This is a genomic window from Paenibacillus sp. JQZ6Y-1 (genome assembly GCF_040719145.1).
GTDB lineage: Bacteria > Bacillota > Bacilli > Paenibacillales > Paenibacillaceae > Saccharibacillus > Saccharibacillus kandeliae.
Genome location: NZ_JBFDUZ010000001.1, coordinates 1161191 through 1177948, shown reverse-complemented (window position 1 = coordinate 1177948; position 16758 = coordinate 1161191). Strand labels below are relative to the sequence as shown.

14 protein-coding genes are annotated in these 16758 nt (G+C 45.7%); all 14 read right to left on the bottom strand.

The window, feature by feature from the left end; genetic code table 11:
* Positions 1-2 precede the first annotated feature (2 nt).
* The gene (gene fliI, locus ABXR35_RS05220) at positions 3-1322 is read right to left on the bottom strand and encodes a flagellar protein export ATPase FliI (RefSeq protein ID WP_367056409.1); all 1320 of its coding nucleotides are present in this window, start codon (positions 1320-1322) and stop codon (positions 3-5) included.
* The gene (locus ABXR35_RS05215; protein WP_367056407.1) at positions 1309-2160 is read right to left on the bottom strand and encodes a FliH/SctL family protein; all 852 of its coding nucleotides are present in this window, start codon (positions 2158-2160) and stop codon (positions 1309-1311) included. Before ABXR35_RS05215 ends, fliI begins: the two co-directional genes overlap by 14 nt.
* Entirely contained in the window at positions 2153-3163 is a 1011-nt protein-coding gene (fliG, locus tag ABXR35_RS05210) for a flagellar motor switch protein FliG (RefSeq protein WP_367056404.1), read from the bottom strand. Before fliG ends, ABXR35_RS05215 begins: the two co-directional genes overlap by 8 nt.
* A 13-nt stretch (positions 3164-3176) precedes the next feature.
* Positions 3177-4772, bottom strand: a complete 1596-nt coding sequence (gene fliF, locus ABXR35_RS05205; RefSeq protein WP_367056402.1) for a flagellar basal-body MS-ring/collar protein FliF — start codon at positions 4770-4772, stop codon at positions 3177-3179.
* Between the two features lie 46 nt (positions 4773-4818).
* Positions 4819-5133 carry a flagellar hook-basal body complex protein FliE gene (gene fliE, locus ABXR35_RS05200; RefSeq protein WP_367056399.1) on the bottom strand — a complete coding sequence of 105 codons (315 nt, stop codon included), beginning with the start codon at positions 5131-5133 and terminating at the stop codon, positions 4819-4821.
* A gap of 30 nt (positions 5134-5163) precedes the next feature.
* Complete coding sequence (gene flgC, locus ABXR35_RS05195) at positions 5164-5616, bottom strand: flagellar basal body rod protein FlgC (protein ID WP_367056396.1); 453 nt, start codon at positions 5614-5616, stop codon at positions 5164-5166.
* Between the two features lie 3 nt (positions 5617-5619).
* Positions 5620-6036 (bottom strand): flagellar basal body rod protein FlgB, encoded by a 417-nt coding sequence (gene flgB, locus ABXR35_RS05190; RefSeq protein ID WP_367056394.1) that lies wholly within the window; start codon positions 6034-6036, stop codon positions 5620-5622.
* 860 nt (positions 6037-6896) lie between these two features.
* Positions 6897-8315, bottom strand: coding sequence for an ATP-dependent protease ATPase subunit HslU (gene hslU, locus ABXR35_RS05185; RefSeq protein ID WP_367056391.1), 1419 nt, complete (start codon positions 8313-8315; stop codon positions 6897-6899).
* An 84-nt stretch (positions 8316-8399) separates the two neighbouring features.
* Positions 8400-8942 (bottom strand): ATP-dependent protease subunit HslV, encoded by a 543-nt coding sequence (gene hslV / locus ABXR35_RS05180; RefSeq protein WP_367056389.1) that lies wholly within the window; start codon positions 8940-8942, stop codon positions 8400-8402.
* A gap of 252 nt (positions 8943-9194) precedes the next feature.
* Positions 9195-10556, bottom strand: coding sequence for an FADH(2)-oxidizing methylenetetrahydrofolate--tRNA-(uracil(54)-C(5))-methyltransferase TrmFO (gene trmFO, locus ABXR35_RS05175; protein WP_367056386.1), 1362 nt, complete (start codon positions 10554-10556; stop codon positions 9195-9197).
* A gap of 239 nt (positions 10557-10795) precedes the next feature.
* A complete protein-coding gene (gene topA / locus ABXR35_RS05170; protein ID WP_367056384.1) occupies positions 10796-12901 on the bottom strand; it encodes a type I DNA topoisomerase in 2106 nt (701 codons plus the stop codon).
* A 42-nt stretch (positions 12902-12943) separates the two neighbouring features.
* Positions 12944-14089: a DNA-processing protein DprA gene (dprA, locus tag ABXR35_RS05165; RefSeq protein WP_367056381.1), complete on the bottom strand. Its 1146-nt coding sequence runs from the start codon at positions 14087-14089 to the stop codon at positions 12944-12946.
* A gap of 307 nt (positions 14090-14396) precedes the next feature.
* Complete coding sequence (sucD, locus tag ABXR35_RS05160) at positions 14397-15326, bottom strand: succinate--CoA ligase subunit alpha (RefSeq protein ID WP_367056378.1); 930 nt, start codon at positions 15324-15326, stop codon at positions 14397-14399.
* Between the two features lie 41 nt (positions 15327-15367).
* Entirely contained in the window at positions 15368-16525 is a 1158-nt protein-coding gene (gene sucC, locus ABXR35_RS05155; protein WP_367056376.1) for an ADP-forming succinate--CoA ligase subunit beta, read from the bottom strand.
* Positions 16526-16758: the final 233 nt, after the last annotated feature.

The following is a 16758-nucleotide window of genomic DNA, read 5'->3' as shown; positions in this document are numbered from 1 at the left end:
TATCAGCTCCTCACAAATTCGGAAATCATCTGCTCCTGCGCTTCAGGCAACGTTGTCTTTTCGTGTACTTTTTGTCTTGTAAAATTCCATACATCTCGGATACGAGAAATCGCTTCATCGATATCTGGACTGGAACCCTGCTGATAAGCACCGATGTTAATAAGATCCTCGGATTCCTTGTAAACAGACATTAAGCGCTTCATATTGTTAGCTGCATCATTCTGATCTTCACTGACGATATCTTTCATTACGCGGCTAATGCTTGCGAGTACATCAATGGCTGGAAATTGTCCTTTGTTTGCAATCGAGCGATTCAGTACAATATGACCATCAAGTATCCCGCGGACCGCATCGGCAATCGGTTCGTTCATATCATCCCCATCTACCAGTACGGTATAAAAGGCGGTAATGGAACCGTTAGGCCCCGTTCCGGCACGCTCCAGCAGTTTAGGTAGTCCAGCAAATACAGAAGGCGTATATCCTCTCATTGCTGGTGGTTCGCCGACTGCCAGTCCTACTTCGCGTTGTGCCATCGCATAGCGCGTGACCGAGTCCATCATAAACATAACGTTCATACCGCGATCACGGAAATATTCGGCAATCGTGGTGGCAATTAATGCTCCTTTGATCCGAATCAATGCAGGTTGATCAGATGTTGCAACAATGACTATGGAGCGTTGCAGCCCTTCTGGGCCTAAATCACGCTCGATAAAGTCGCGTACTTCGCGTCCGCGTTCGCCGATAAGAGCGATCACGTTGACATCAGCTTCGGTATTGCGGGCAATCATGCCCATCAAGGTACTTTTACCAACACCGGAACCGGCGAAGATACCTACACGCTGCCCTTTACCAATCGTTAGCAAACCATCAATCGCACGTACACCAACGCTCATCGGGTCCTGTACCCGCGGACGAGTCATCGGATTCGGCGGAGAATTAAAGGTAGAATAATGTGTCATGCGAGCTGGTAACAGAGAACCGTCCAGCGGTTGTCCCAAGCCGTCTAGCACTTTGCCAAGCAGCTCAGAGCCAACTTGTACAGTAAGCGGTTTACCTGTTCCTACTACGTCACACCCAGGTCCAATCGATTGCAATTCACCAAGCGGCATGAGTAATACCTTGTTATCTCGGAATCCAACCACCTCTGCACGAAGTGGGTCGGCGCCTTTGGTTGGATAAATGTAGCAAACATCGCCGATACTTGCGTCTGGTCCTTCCGACTCCACCATCAACCCAATAACCTGAGTTACTTTGCCGTTGATGCGGATCGGGTCCAGCTGTTTCAGATAGTCTAGGTAACGTCCTGCATTAAGATCCTGCATTTCCATTCCCCCGCTCTTCATCATGCAGCGCCAGTCGCAGCAATTCTTTTTTGAGTTCGGTCAGTTGTGTATCTACCCGTGCATCGACACTACCAAAAGCGGATCGAATTACACATCCACGATCACGTACCGTAGCATCAGGCAGAATTTGCAATTCTGCTTGAGAATCAATCGACAACACCAGTTCCTCGCGTGCTGCATGGATAAAATCAAACTGCGATGGACTTACACAAAGGGTAATGACGCCTTGCTCTCTCTTGCGAGCTAGCGTCTTCTTGATCAATGACATAACTAGTTCTGGCTGTTCGCCAAGTTCCTTGTCAATTACTTTTTCAGCGATACCGCAGCTCAGATCAACGAGAAACGGCTCGGCTTCCTGAATGATCTGGTCTTTGGCTTCATACGCTTGAGACAGAACAAGCTGCGCTTCCGTCATCATTTCATGAATCCGCTGCTGCATCTCCTGCTCTGCACGTTCTCTACCCTCTTCAAATCCTTCTTGAAAGGCTTGCGCTTTGACGGCTTCTACCAGATGTTCATCCTGTTCCCGACGACCTTCCCACCAGGAAGAAATCATGTCCTGTGCATTTTGCAGCAACCGCTCCGCTTCCTCGGCTGCTTCGCGCACCTGACGTTCCGCAAATTCACGCGCATCCGCCAGCATCTGTTCTTTCATTAAAATCGTCTGTTCATCGACTCTAGGCTGATCATAAATAATATGCGGGATATGATCGGCATGACCTGCCAAATCGGTCGCTTTAAAATAATCTTTGCCTAAATCCAACTTCTTCAAAATTTCAACCGGAATATACTGGGATGATTTTATCAAATTAGACAATGATATCATCTCCTCCGCCACGGGCTATGATGATCTCGCCGGACTCTTCAAGTCTGCGGATAATGCCTACGATACGGCTCTGAGCTTCTTCGACATCTTTAAGACGCACAGGCCCCATAAATTCCATTTCTTCTTTGAATGTATCTGCCATACGTTTGGACATATTGGAAAATACCGCTTCGCGTACATCTTCGCTCGCCACTTTGAGTGCCAGCTGCAAATCTGCGTTTTCCACATCGCGGATAATCCGCTGAATGGAACGGTTGTCGACATTGACAATATCTTCGAATACGAACATCCGCTTTTTGATTTCTTCTGCCAGTTCTGGATCTTGAATTTCCAAGGAGTCCAAAATCGTGCGTTCTGTACCGCGGTCGACACCGTTCAAGATTTGAACGATCGATTCGATACCGCCGGCATTGGTGTAGTCCTGCGTTACGGTAGAGGACAGCTTTTGCTCGAGTACGCGCTCCACCTGAGCGATAATCTCAGGCGATGTGCTGTCCATAACAGCGACTCTACGCGCAACCTCGGCTTGCTTTTCTTGTGGCAAGGACGACAGGATCACTGCCGCCTGCTCAAATTGCAAATAGGATAAAACGAGTGCAATCGTTTGTGGATTCTCATTCTGAATAAAGTTTAAAATCTGGCTTGGATCGGCTTTACGGGCAAAATCGAAAGGTCGTACCTGCAATGTTGCTGTCAGGCGATTGATGACCTCGAGTGCCTTATTTTCACCGAGCGCTTTTTCCAGAATCTCTTTGGCGTAGTTGATACCGCCCTGTGAGATATACTCCTGAGCCAGACAAATTTGATGAAACTCGGAAACAACGGAGTCTTTTTCGTTACTATCTACCTTGCGAACATTGGCAATTTCCAGAGTTAATTGTTCAATCTCTTCATCACGCAAATGTTTGAAAATCTGGGCAGATACTTCAGGACCCAGCGAAATCAGCAGGATAGCCGCTTTTTGACGTCCGTTCAGTGTAGCTCCCTTCGCCAAACCCTTTCACCTCTTATTCATCAGCAAGCCATGTACGCAGCAGATTCACAAATTCGTCCGGTTTCTTTTTCGCCAGCGATTCGAGCTGTTTACGTACCTGACTGTCATTGGTCAAGTTTTCCAAACTAATAGAAGGCATTTCTGAAACGGAAGGAAGCATAATATCTTCTTCCAGTTGTTCGTTTTGTTGTTTGCGACGGCGATAAATGATAAAGCCGACAATTGCGATAGCGAGTGCAGCAGCTACAGCTGCCATCCACTGCCAGTTGTTGGCGATAAAACCACCATCTGATGTATCGTTGGTTGCAAATGCCTGTGGAGACATTACATTTACTTTTGCTATAAGCGATGGATCATTTTGTGCATAGTTGATGCCATTCTCAGCAAGCGATGTTCTCACAATACTTTGTAGCATTGTGCTAATTTCATTATTGAGAGTAGTTTGAGCAGCCGCATCTGTTGTACTAGGATCAACCAAAACATTAATACTCAGATCCTGCACATGATAAGGGCTAGCTGCAATCTCATTATGAATCCGGTTGACTTCATAGTTGATAGTACTTTGCGATTTTTCGGATTCGGTATTGCCAGAAGAAGAACCACCTGGATACGTCGGTGTATCTGTGCTACCTGTACCCGCTGTACCGCTGTCTGGGCTAGAAGTACCTGTATAAGATTCCTGAATCTTTTGAGCACTGATTTGAATACCTTGCATATTCTCTTCATCTACAGGCTCTACTCGATCTTCTTTGGTAGTACGTTGGTCAAAGTTGAGTGTGGAAGTTACTAACACATTTACTTTGTCCGGTCCAAGCAATCGAGACAAAAATTGTCTTACATTATTTTCAACATCAGCTTCATATTTTTTCTGTAAAGCCATGTTTTCTTGTACTGCGCCGGTAAGGTTTCCAGAGCCGCCACCTTTGACTGTGGCTACTAATTCGCTTCCGTCTGTGCCGTTAGTGATCGTGATGTTATCGATAGGAAGGTGGGGTATTGCGGTATGAACCAGGTTGAAGTAACCGTCGATCGCTTCTTGAGAAGCACGGAAACCTGGCTTGAACTGCATAACGACCGAAGCGCTGGCTGTGTCCTGATTTTCATCAGTGGCGAACAGGCTTTCTTCGGGAAGGTTAATCAGTACTTTTGCGTTTTGCACGCCATTCATGTTGCGAAGCAATTGGGATACTTCGCCATTGAGGGCATTTTTGTATTTCACATTAAACTCGTTATCGGTCATACCGATTGCTGAAGAACTGGTGTTAAATTCACTGAATCCGATAGTACCGTTCTGAATCAATCCTTGTGAGCCAACCGCTACTTTTGCTCTAGCAGCGTCGCCTACAGGTACAGAAATACTGGTTCCATCTTGGCTGAGTTGGTAAGTAATACCTTGTCCGTCCAAGTATTCCATAACCGCAGCAGAGTCTGTAGCATCCAGATTTTGGAATGCCACTTCATATTCGGTTTTAGAAAATTGGATAGTCAGCACAACGATCGCAATGATGATAAAGGCCAGTGTCGAAATCAGCAGAATCTTTTGATTTCTGTTGAAATTTTTCCAGTATTGGACGATTTTATCTCTATACTGGGCAACTCTTTCATTCACAACGTCACCCCATTCGAAACTGTGCTATGAAACATCATTACTTAGATTACATTTGCATACGCATGATTTCTTGGTATGCCTCTACCGCTTTATTCCGAATCTGGGCGGTCAGTTGCAGACTCAACATCGACTGTTCGCCTGCGATCATCACTTGATCCACATCAGCTTTACCTACCAAAAATTTATCGTTGAGCTGGTGAACCGTTTGCTCTTGTGCATTGACTTGATTCAAAGCATCCGACAGATACGAGCCAAACTGCCCTATTGCTTCACTAGGAGTATCCAGCTTGCTTTGAGTAGCCCCCGTTGTCATTTGCAATGGTGAAGCCATAGCACTGTTAAACATTGTATTTTCAATCATTAATTACCCCTCCTTCCAATTTTCTATTCATCATTTACCAATTTGCAAGGCTTTTGTAATCATCGCCTTGGAGGCATTGAGTGCAGTTACGTTAGCTTCATATGAACGCGAAGCTGATATCATGTCCACCATTTCTTTTAGAGTATCGACGTTTGGCATTTTTACATATCCATTTTTGTCAGCGTCGGGGTGTGTCGGGTTATAAACAAGTTTGAAAGGCTCTTGATCTTCTTGAATGGAGACAGCCTTAACGCCGTCGATGCCACTGTTGTTACCGTTCATGGCAGAGTCAAGCGTATCTGCAAACGATGGTTTATTCGTTGAAAGAACAACCTCTTTACGGCGATATGGTACTGCTTCACCATTAACCACTTTTGCTCGTGTTGTCTCAGCATTGGCGATATTGGAGGAGACGACATCCATGCGAAGCCGCTGGGCAGTTAACGCTGAGGCACTAATATCAAAACTGTTGCTGATTTTCATTTATTATGCTCCTCCACCTTGGATTGCAGTACGCATCATTTTGATCTGATGGTTGACCTGCTCAATGTACGTGTTGTAACGGAGTTGATTCTCAGCCAGATCAGACATTTCAACATCCATGTCCACGTTATTCAGGTTGTTGTTCATCACTGTGCCACTGTCGGTTACAACAGTTGCCTGTGGAACGCTGCCTGCTGTCGATCCGATTTGAAAGTGACGAGGGTTTGTTGTGATGCCTCTAATAGAGCTTTGACTTCCGTCCATCTGGTCTTGCAGTACATTTTCGAAGGAAACTTCGGAACGTTTGAAGTAAGGTGTATCTGCATTAGCGATGTTGTTCGTAATCACTTGTTGTCTGAGGCTTGCTGCGCTAATTGCTCCTTCCAGACGACGAAAACTGGCATCATTCAGCAAATTCACTTACGTCACTCCTTTCATGTTTTATTTATTTCAATGGATAATGTAAATTCCATCTTTTTCATTTCACGCTGTCATTCGACAAAGATTTCATAAATGATAAAGTTTCCATCTATACTGCGTCGTTTTTCCTAAAAAACTGATACCATAAGTTTCCTAGAGAATCGATGTTAGCACAATGAGAATAAAGGACTATCTTTTGACAAAAATAATCACTTTTTGTCTTCTTTTGAATAATTATTTCCAGTAATTATAAATAATATGACACTAAAAGCAGATATTAACATCAATTATTTAGTTAAAATCCTTTTATTTTACATTTGGTGCCAATAAATTGTTTGAAGGATCTGGGAATTTTGCTATCATTCAAACTTACTTATCGTCCTAAGAAGCATCTATTTCTAATCTTTTACCATTATTAGGGTTTTTAGTTACGCCCTAAATCCTAGGGCATAATACTTACTGATTATTCAGCCGCTTCATTAGCGTCTAAGTTTTAACTAATTTATTCCATTTTATCGCCATTTCAAAATATATTTTTTGCAACCATTATGACATTTGAACCTTTTTGCATATTTACGCAAGCGCAATTATCATAACGTAAAGCTTTTTAAAAATCCATCTAAGAATGTGGATAAAATATGTCTGGTTATTGAAGATACGTGTACATCTGTTTATCGGATTACTGAAATATATATATTAGATTGATTTGTTATATACATCATACAATTTTCGCAGTTACGAAAACATAGGAAAAAGGCGGGGAACTTGTAAAATAAGCACCCCACCTTTTTCCTAAAATACACAAAGTCTATTTGATTGTATTCCTATCGCTCGTGCCAATACGATGCTCAAGCACAATTTTACAGAATATACTGGCTCAAATCGCGATCCTGTGCGATATCTTTCAGCTTTTCCTGTACATACTGCGGAGTGATCAAAAATTTGTCCAGCGTCAATTCAGGCGCTTCAAATGAGATATCTTCCAGCAGCTTCTCCATAATCGTATGCAATCGACGTGCACCGATATTCTCAGTATTGTCATTAACAGAAGCAGCGATACTCGCAATCTCGCGAATCGCTTCATCGGAAAACTCCAATTCAATCTGCTCTGCGCGTAGCAAATACGTATACTGCTGCGTGAGCGCATTTTTGGGTTCTTTCAAAATGTTCACAAAATCTTCCATTGTTAAGCTTTCCAGCTCGACCCGGATCGGGAAACGTCCTTGCAATTCAGGAATCAGATCGGATGGCTTGGACGTATGGAAAGCACCAGCGGCGATAAACAAGATATAGTCGGTCTTCACTGGGCCGTATTTGGTCATAATCGTCGAGCCTTCAACGATTGGTAAGATGTCGCGCTGTACGCCTTCACGTGATACATCGGGACCTGAGCCGCGACCTGAGCTTGCTACTTTATCAATCTCGTCGATAAAAATAATACCGCTCTGCTCAGCACGACGCAGCGACTCTTGATTCACATCGTCTAGGTCCATCATTTTGTTCGCTTCCTGCTGTGTCAGCACTTTACGCGCTTCCTTGATCGGCAGTTTACGCTTCTTCATACGCTTCGGCAAAAAGCTGCCTAGCATCTCCTGCATATTCATGCCCATTTGATCATTGCCTTGGCCCATGAACATATCCATCATATTGGGCGTTGTATCTTCTACTTCCACTTCAATGATGTCTTCCTCCAGCTTACCGTTCAGCAGATCAAAGCGCACCTGACGACGGCGATCCTGAATGGAGTTATCGTCGCCGCTATACTCATGCGTCGTTGGCTCCTCCTGCTGATTGCTGTTGTTCCCACCAAATAGCATTTCAAACGGATTCCGCTGGGTTTTGGATTTAAAGCTAGACGGAACGAGAATCTTCACGATTTGCTCGTTTGCCGCTTCTTCTGCTTTATCCTTTACTTGTTCGGTGCGTTCTGCTTTTACCACACGAATCGCAGTTTCTACCAGATCACGAACCATTGATTCCACATCACGTCCGACATAACCCACTTCGGTGAACTTGGTCGCTTCTACTTTGACAAATGGCGCATGCACCAGCTTTGCCAGACGACGAGCGATTTCGGTTTTACCTACACCTGTAGGACCAATCATTAGAATATTTTTAGGCACAATTTCGTCCTGAACATCATCCTGGAGCAGGCTGCGACGATACCGATTACGAAGTGCAACCGCAACCGATTTTTTCGCCTTTTTTTGACCGACAATATATTTATCCAATTCTGCTACGATCTGTCTTGGCGTTAACGCCTGGGCATCTTTACTCATCCTGTGTCCCTCCATCCTAATTTCAGAAACAAAAACCGGTGTGGACCGCCTACCTTATTGGAATACGGACCTCACCGGTCAGGCTTACAATTCTTCCACAATGATATTGTTGTTGGTGTACACACAAATCTCTGCAGCGATATTAAGCGATGCTTCGACGATGTCGCGCGCTTCCAAATCTTTGCCATGACGCTTGAGTGCACGAGCAGCAGATAAAGCAAAGTTACCACCAGATCCGATCGCAATCACATCATCATCCGGTTCGATAATTTCACCGCCGCCCGAAATCAGCAGCATGCCTGATTTGTCCATGACAATCAGTAGCGCTTCCAGCTTACGCAGTACACGGTCAGAACGCCATTCTTTGGCAAGTTCCACTGCTGCACGCTGCAAGTTGCCGTGATGTTCTTCCAGCTTGGCTTCGAATTTCTCAAACAAAGTAATCGCGTCGGCAACGGAACCAGCAAAGCCAGCCAGTACCTGACCGCGATATAAACGGCGAATCTTTTTGGCATGCTGTTTCATGATCACGTTCTGACCGAACGTTACCTGACCATCACCAGCGATTGCAGCTTTGCCGTTATGACGCACAGCGCAGATTGTTGTTGCGTGAAATGAAAGTTCCATCTGTTTCCCTCCCGTTCATCGTCTGTCGGTACTACGGTTCAGTTGTGTAGAAGTTGCACATTTCGGAATATTTACGAATCCATTACAGGATGAACCCATTGTAAAATAGATGAATGATCAGCGGAATATATCTCCCAATGCCGATTTCCATTAACGATAACGTTGCTGAATATCGGTTAGGATATAAGAGATACTAGCGGCTAGAATACGATTCCAGCTGTCCTATACATTTGCATAGGAACTGCGTATTGATTATTCGACAGCTTCTACTTCTTGCTCAGCTTCCGGTTGAGGCTCAGGCTGTGGCAAGTCGAAGAAAGCGCGAATGCTATCCAATGCTTGATTCGCAAGCATCTCATTCTTTTCCTTTTTGTTGCGAATCTTCTTCTCCGGCTTTGGCAACAGACCAAAGTTAGCATTCATCGGTTGGAAGTGCTCTGGGTCAGCGTGAGTAATGTAATGTGCCATACTGCCAAGCGTACTTGCCTGAGGCAGTTCCAGCAATTCTTCACCCTTTGCTAAACGCGCAGCATTCATACCGGCAATCAGACCCGAAGCGGCAGATTCCACATATCCTTCTACACCGGTCATTTGTCCAGCGAAGAAGATGCGGTTGTCACGCTTGAGTTGATATGTCGGTTCCAACAGACGCGGCGAATTGATAAACGTATTACGGTGCATGACACCGAAGCGTACAAACTCTGCCTGTTCCAGACCCGGAATCATGGATAATACACGACGCTGTTCGCCCCATTTCAAGTGGGTTTGGAAGCCAACCATATTGTAGAGTGTACCGGCAGCATTATCCTGACGAAGCTGTACGACAGCATACGGCAATTCACCAGTATGTGGATTAACCAGTCCAACCGGCTTCATAGGACCGAACAATGCGGTTTGCTTGCCACGCTTCATCATAATTTCAATCGGCATACAGCCTTCAAAATAAATTTCTTTCTCGAACTCTTTGAGCTGAGCGGTTTCTGCTCCGATCAATGCTTCATAAAAAGCGTCAAATTCTTGCTCGTTCATCGGACAGTTCAGGTACGCAGCTTCGCCTTTATCATAACGGGAAGCCAGATATACCTTGCTCATATCGATAGAGTCTTTTTCAATAATTGGTGCAGCTGCATCGTAAAAGTAGAAATACTCTTCACCGAGCAAATCTTGAATCTGCTTGGACAAAGCTGGAGAGGTCAGTGGACCCGTTGCAATAACGACGATGCCATCCGTTGGAATCTCCTGCACTTCCTCATTCAATACCGTTACCAGTGGATGGTTGTGCAGCGTGGATGTAATCTCACCGGAAAATCCGTCGCGGTCTACAGCCAGTGCGCCACCTGCTGGTACAGCATGGGTATCTGCTGCACTCAATACGAGCGAGTTCAGCATACGCATTTCTTCCTTCATAACTCCTACTGCATTCGCCATCGTATTGGAACGAAGCGAATTGCTGCATACCAGCTCCGCGAACTGGTTCGTATGGTGCGCCGGTGTCTTCACGACTGGACGCATTTCGTATAATGTGACAGGCACTCCCTGACTGGCGATCTGCCATGCGGCTTCACTGCCAGCAAGTCCTGCGCCAATGACGGTTACCTTTTGAATCTCTGACACGATGTAAAAACCCCCTGCATCTTCCTGCGATAGATAATAATAAATAATGAATGAAAAACAGCACGACTTGTATCCAGAAACAAAGCTGAATACAAGTCTGTGGTTATAATGCGATTGCATGTATACAAACACATTATACGTTAAATGAAGTTAAAATTCTAATACCTGACAAAGCATACGAGTTTGCTGCTAATATAGTTGCTGTATATCGATATGCCTGTCAGCAAATGCCGAATTGGTTAATCCAGCTCAACCGCTGCATCATCGTTTTCTTCTACCATTTCGGTATGATCGCAGCTTGTGCATTGCAGCTTAACACCCTGCTTGTTGCGCTTTTCTACCATCATAGATTTACATACTGGGCATGGCTTCGGCGATGGACGATCCCAAGATACGAAGTCGCATTCTGGATACCGATTGCAACCGTAGAAGACACGACCTTTTTTACTGCGGCGTTCTACGACATGTCCTTCATGACATGTTGGACACTCTACACCAATATCTTTGATGATTGGCTTTGTATTGCGACAATCTGGGAAACCGGAGCAGGCAAGGAATTTGCCAAAGCGACCAAGTTTGTACACCATATGGCGTCCGCACTTGTCGCAGATCTCGTCTGATACCTCATCCTCGATCTCAATTTCCTTCATTTCTTCTTCGGCCACTTCCAGACGCTTCTCGAACGAACCGTAAAATTCATTCAGCACCTGTACCCAATCTTCCTGTCCATCCCCTACATGGTCCAAATCCTGCTCCATATTAGCGGTAAACTCTACATTCAGGATTTCCGGGAAAAACTCTTCCATTTGCTGAATAACCAGTTCGCCAAGCTCTGTTGGCATGAACTTCTTCTCTTCAATCGCTACGTATCCACGCTTTTGGATCGTTTCCAGTGTTGGCGCATACGTACTTGGACGACCGATACCGAGTTCCTCCAGCGTTTTAACCAGACGCGCTTCTGTATAACGTGGTGGCGGCTGCGTAAAATGCTGTTTTGGTTCCACTTCTTCTTTTTTGAGCTGATCACCTTTGGACAATGGCGGCAGGAATTTCTCGCCTTCCTCTTTGCCATCATCGTTACCTTCCACATATACCTTCATAAAGCCTTGGAAGCGTACTTTGGAACCAACCGCACGGAAGGTTGCTGGACCGACAGCAATATCCACAGACATTGTATCGAGTACTGCCGATGCCATCTGACTGGCAGCAAAGCGTTCCCATACTAGCTTATACAGACGGAACTGATCACGACTCATATATTCCTTGACTGATTCTGGATCACGCACAGCCGAGGTTGGACGAATCGCTTCGTGCGCATCCTGAGCATTGGCGTTCTTTTTCGTATACTGACGCGGTTCTTCTGGAATAAAATCAGCACCGTATTTCCCACTGAGGTATTCGCGAACCTCTTCTTGTGCTGAAGCTGCAATCCGAGTGGAGTCAGTACGCATGTAGGTGATTAAACCGACTGTACCTTCTTTGCCCAGATCAATTCCTTCATATAATTGCTGTGCCACAGACATTGTTTTGGCTGCACGGAAGTTCAGCTTACGCGCTGCTTCCTGTTGTAGAGAGGATGTCGTAAATGGAGCTGCCGGATGACGCAGACGTTCGCGCTCCTTGATCTCAGTTACTTCAAACGCAGCATCCGCAATAGCCTCCAGCACCTCATTCACTTCTGCTTCGCTGTGCAGCTCTTTTTTCTCGCCGTTCAGCTGCGTGAATTTGGCTTCAAACGTTGTATCATTCACCGTCAGTCTGGCAGTAATGCTCCAGTATTCTTCCGGCTTGAATTCGGAGATTTCATTTTCGCGGTCAATGATAATCTTGACTGCGACCGATTGCACACGTCCAGCGGACAATCCTTTTTTGACTTTCTTCCATAATAAAGGACTGATCTTGTAGCCGACCAGCCGATCCAAAATACGGCGTGCCTGCTGTGCGTTCACCAGATCCATATTAATCTGGCGCGGTGTCTTGAACGCGTCCTTGACCGCCTGCTTTGTAATTTCGTTAAATACAACACGGCATGCTTCGCCATCCGCTACATCCAGCGCATGCGCCAAATGCCAAGCGATAGCTTCACCTTCGCGATCCGGGTCAGCCGCCAGATAGACTTTTTTCACTTTTTTTCGTGCATCTTTCAATTCTTTCAGAACAGAACCTTTACCACGGATGGTAATATATTTGGGATCGAAGTCGTTTTCAACATCAACACCAATTTGGCTTTTTGGCAAATCGCGGACATGGCCCATTGATGCTTTCACAATAAATTTACTACCAAGATACTTGCCAATCGTTTTCGCTTTTGCCGGTGATTCCACAATGACGAGTGAATCTGCCATAGGTTTTGTCCCCCTTTCTCGTATTCTATCTATAATTTGAAATTATATGAGGGTATATATTGCGCCAGAGCGCTGACTGATCTGTTTTTTTATGATTAAAGATAACAGAACAGTATGCAAAAGTCCAAAACCAAATTGCGATTTGGATTGAATTTCATCAATTGTTGCATCGCCCTGCTCCAATATAAGGTATATCGTCTTTTCCTGTTCTGTCAAATGAGAAATATTGGCGAGAGGCGAACAGGCAGTATGATTGCTGGTGGAAACCGATACATTTTCTTCCTGTTCGTCGTATGGTTTATCACACCAATTGTATAACGTTGAATCATATTCATTGGTTATATCGCTAATATCCGTAACCAGAATCGCACCCTGTTTTAGCAGCGATAATGTGCCTTTGCTTTTGGGCGAAGTGATCGGACCCGGTACAGCGAATACATCGCGATTGCTATCCATCGCATAGTCTGCTGTAATCAACGATCCACTACGTTCATCTGCCTCCACCACAACCGAGCCATGCGATAAACCGGCAATGATCCGATTGCGCTGTGGAAAGGTTCCGGGTGAAGGACGCGTACCAGGCGGATATTCAGAAAGAATCAAGCCATGCTGACGCAGCCGTTCGTATAAGGAACGATTTTCCGGTGGATAAATTACATCAATTCCTGTACCGAGTACTGCAATCGTAGGTCCGCCGATTTGCAATGCGGCTTCATGGCATACGCTATCAATACCACGCGCCATGCCGCTTACCACGGTAATCCCACGTTGCGCTAACTCCCCAGCCAGTAGTTCCCCTACACGTCGGCCGTAAGCGGTCGGTACTCGTGTCCCTACCATTCCGATACAAAACGAATGGAGCAGCTTGCGCTTTCCACGCAGATACAATACCCAAGGCGGCTGTGCAATTTCCTTCATTAATATAGGATAATCATCATCCATCATGGTGATGATCTGAATATCCTGATGACGATAATGATCCAGTATGGATTGTATGCGCTGCTCCGTCAACTGTGTTACGAGTGCTTGTGCTACTTTTTCCGGCATGCCTAAACTACGCCAGCGTCCGGCACTCCAGGTCGGCAGTTCGCGCAGATTCGCATGCTGTTGTAGTATATCATAGATTCTTTTCCATCCAATACCTGACGTTCCATGCAGTGCAATCAAGATCGAGCGTTCGTCCAACATATGTATGTCTCCCAGCTGGAGCCAGATGAGATCATCTACTCCATTTAATCGTAAGTTATTTGATAATGCAAGCGTTTACTTGCATAGACTATCATTTGCGTCATTTTACAAACGGTTATTTACGCAAAAAAGCAACCTTTGCCTGATATGATCAGTTGCAAAGGTTGCTTACCCGTTCGTTTGATAAAGCTATGATATTGACTTCATTATAAACAAAACAGACCGTAACGTCCATCCCTCTGTTGCTGGTGGACGTTACGGTCTGCTACCCATCTATAAGACGGAATCAAAATGCTTTACAGCATGATTAGTGCGTTGTGCACTCACTCAGCATACCGCGTTCTTCCAGAACTTCTACCAGTGTAGAACCCATTTCGGAAGGAGTTGGTGCTACTTTAATTCCGCAAGATTCCAGCTTAGCGATTTTCTCGGCAGCTGTACCTTTACCACCAGAAATGATTGCACCTGCGTGACCCATGCGTTTGCCCGGAGGCGCTGTTGCACCACCAATAAAGCCGACAACCGGCTTGGTCATATTCGCTTGAATCCACTCTGCTGCTTCCTCTTCCGCTGTACCACCAATTTCACCGATCATGATCACGGCACGGGTATTCGGATCTTCGTTAAACAGCTTCAGGATATCGATAAACTCGGAGCCTTTCACCGGGTCACCACCGATACCTACTGCGGAGGATTGACCGATACCGCGTGTAGACAGCTGATGAACCGCTTCGTAGGTTAGTGTACCACTACGGGAAACAACACCTACATAGCCTGGTTTATGGATATAACCTGGCATAATGCCGATTTTGCACTCGCCCGGTGTAATCACACCCGGACAGTTAGGTCCGATCAGGACGGTCTTTTTGCCTTCCAGATAACGGGATACTTTCACCATATCCAGTACCGGAATACCTTCTGTAATACAGATAACTAGATCCAGCTCCGCATCGATAGCTTCCATAATAGAATCTGCAGCGAATGCAGGTGGAACATAAATAACGCTGGCGGTTGCATCGGTTTTTTCCTTTGCTTCCTTCACGGTATTGAATACCGGCAGGCTAACATTGGAACCGTCTTCCAGTGTGATGTCGACATTGGTGCCGCCCTTACCCGGTGTAACACCGCCTACCATCTGTGTGCCGTAATCCAGCGCACCTTTGGTATGGAACAGTCCCGTAGCACCGGTGATGCCCTGAGTGATAACTTTTGTATGCTTATCTACCAGAATACTCATTGTCCAGTCACAGCTCCTATCACTTAAATTGGGTTCAGATGTTATACCAGCGCAACGATTTTCTGTGCGCCATCCGCCATAGAATCAGCAGCAACGATATTCAGACCGGATTCAGCCAGAATTTGTTTGCCGAGTTCCACGTTGGTGCCTTCAAGGCGAACAACCAGCGGACGATCCAGACCGATCTGTTTCGCTGCTTCCACCACACCGTTCGCGATAACATCACAGCGCATAATACCACCGAAAATGTTAATAAAGATCCCTTTGACGTTCTCATCCGACAGGATGATTTTGAACGCTTCGGTAACTTTCTCGGTTGTTGCACCGCCCCCTACGTCGAGGAAGTTTGCGGGTTCGCCGCCGTAATATTTGATAATATCCATCGTCGCCATCGCCAGACCTGCACCATTGACCATACAGCCGATGTTGCCATCAAGAGCGATATAGCTCAGATCGAATTTAGATGCTTCAATTTCTTTTTCGTTTTCTTCCGCCAAGTCACGCAGTTCCAGAATGTCTGGATGACGGAACAGGGCGTTGGAGTCAAAGTTCAGCTTCGCATCCAGTGCCAGTACTTGACCATCGCCAGTAACGACGAGCGGGTTGATCTCGGCAATGGAGCAATCCTTGTCCACAAATGCAGTGTACAGGGACAGCATAAATTGAGCTGCTTTGTTCACCAGCTTGGTTGGAATATTGATCGCGTATGCCAGCTTGCGCGCCTGGAACGGCTGCAAACCAATCGCTGGGTCGACCACTTCACGGAAAATCTTTTCAGGAGTTTTCTCCGCTACTTCTTCGATTTCGGTACCGCCCTCTTCGGAAGCCATAATGACGATACGACCAGTCGCACGATCAATGACTACGCCTATGTAATATTCTTTTTGAATATCACAGCCTTCTTCGATGAGCAGACGCTTGATTTCTTTGCCTTCAGGACCGGTCTGGTGTGTGACCAGTACTTTGCCGAGCAGTTCCTGTGCGTATTCGCGCACTTCGTCAACGCTTTTCGCTACCTTAACACCGCCCGCTTTACCGCGGCCTCCGGCATGAATTTGCGCTTTTACGACGCTTACCGGACTTCCAAGTGATTGAGCAGCTTCCACAGCTTCTTCTACTGTAAAAGCAACCTTACCCTCTGGTACTGCCACGCCATACTGCTTGAGTACTTGTTTTCCCTGATATTCATGGATATTCATCTGGTAAATCCTCCTATCGGCATGAATGCATTCCGGCTATGTTGCCCGGCAAATCAACAACCTTAGTCATTGTACCACGTTTTTAAAACGCTTTCCTTAAAAATTTTACCATTTTAATCCACGCCGCAGTCAAGCCAAAACAGCAGCAAAATGCCGCAATATGTTGCGGTATTCCACGCCATCATCCTCAGGCTGCCACCAAAAGGACGAGACAGGGATTATATAAATAATAT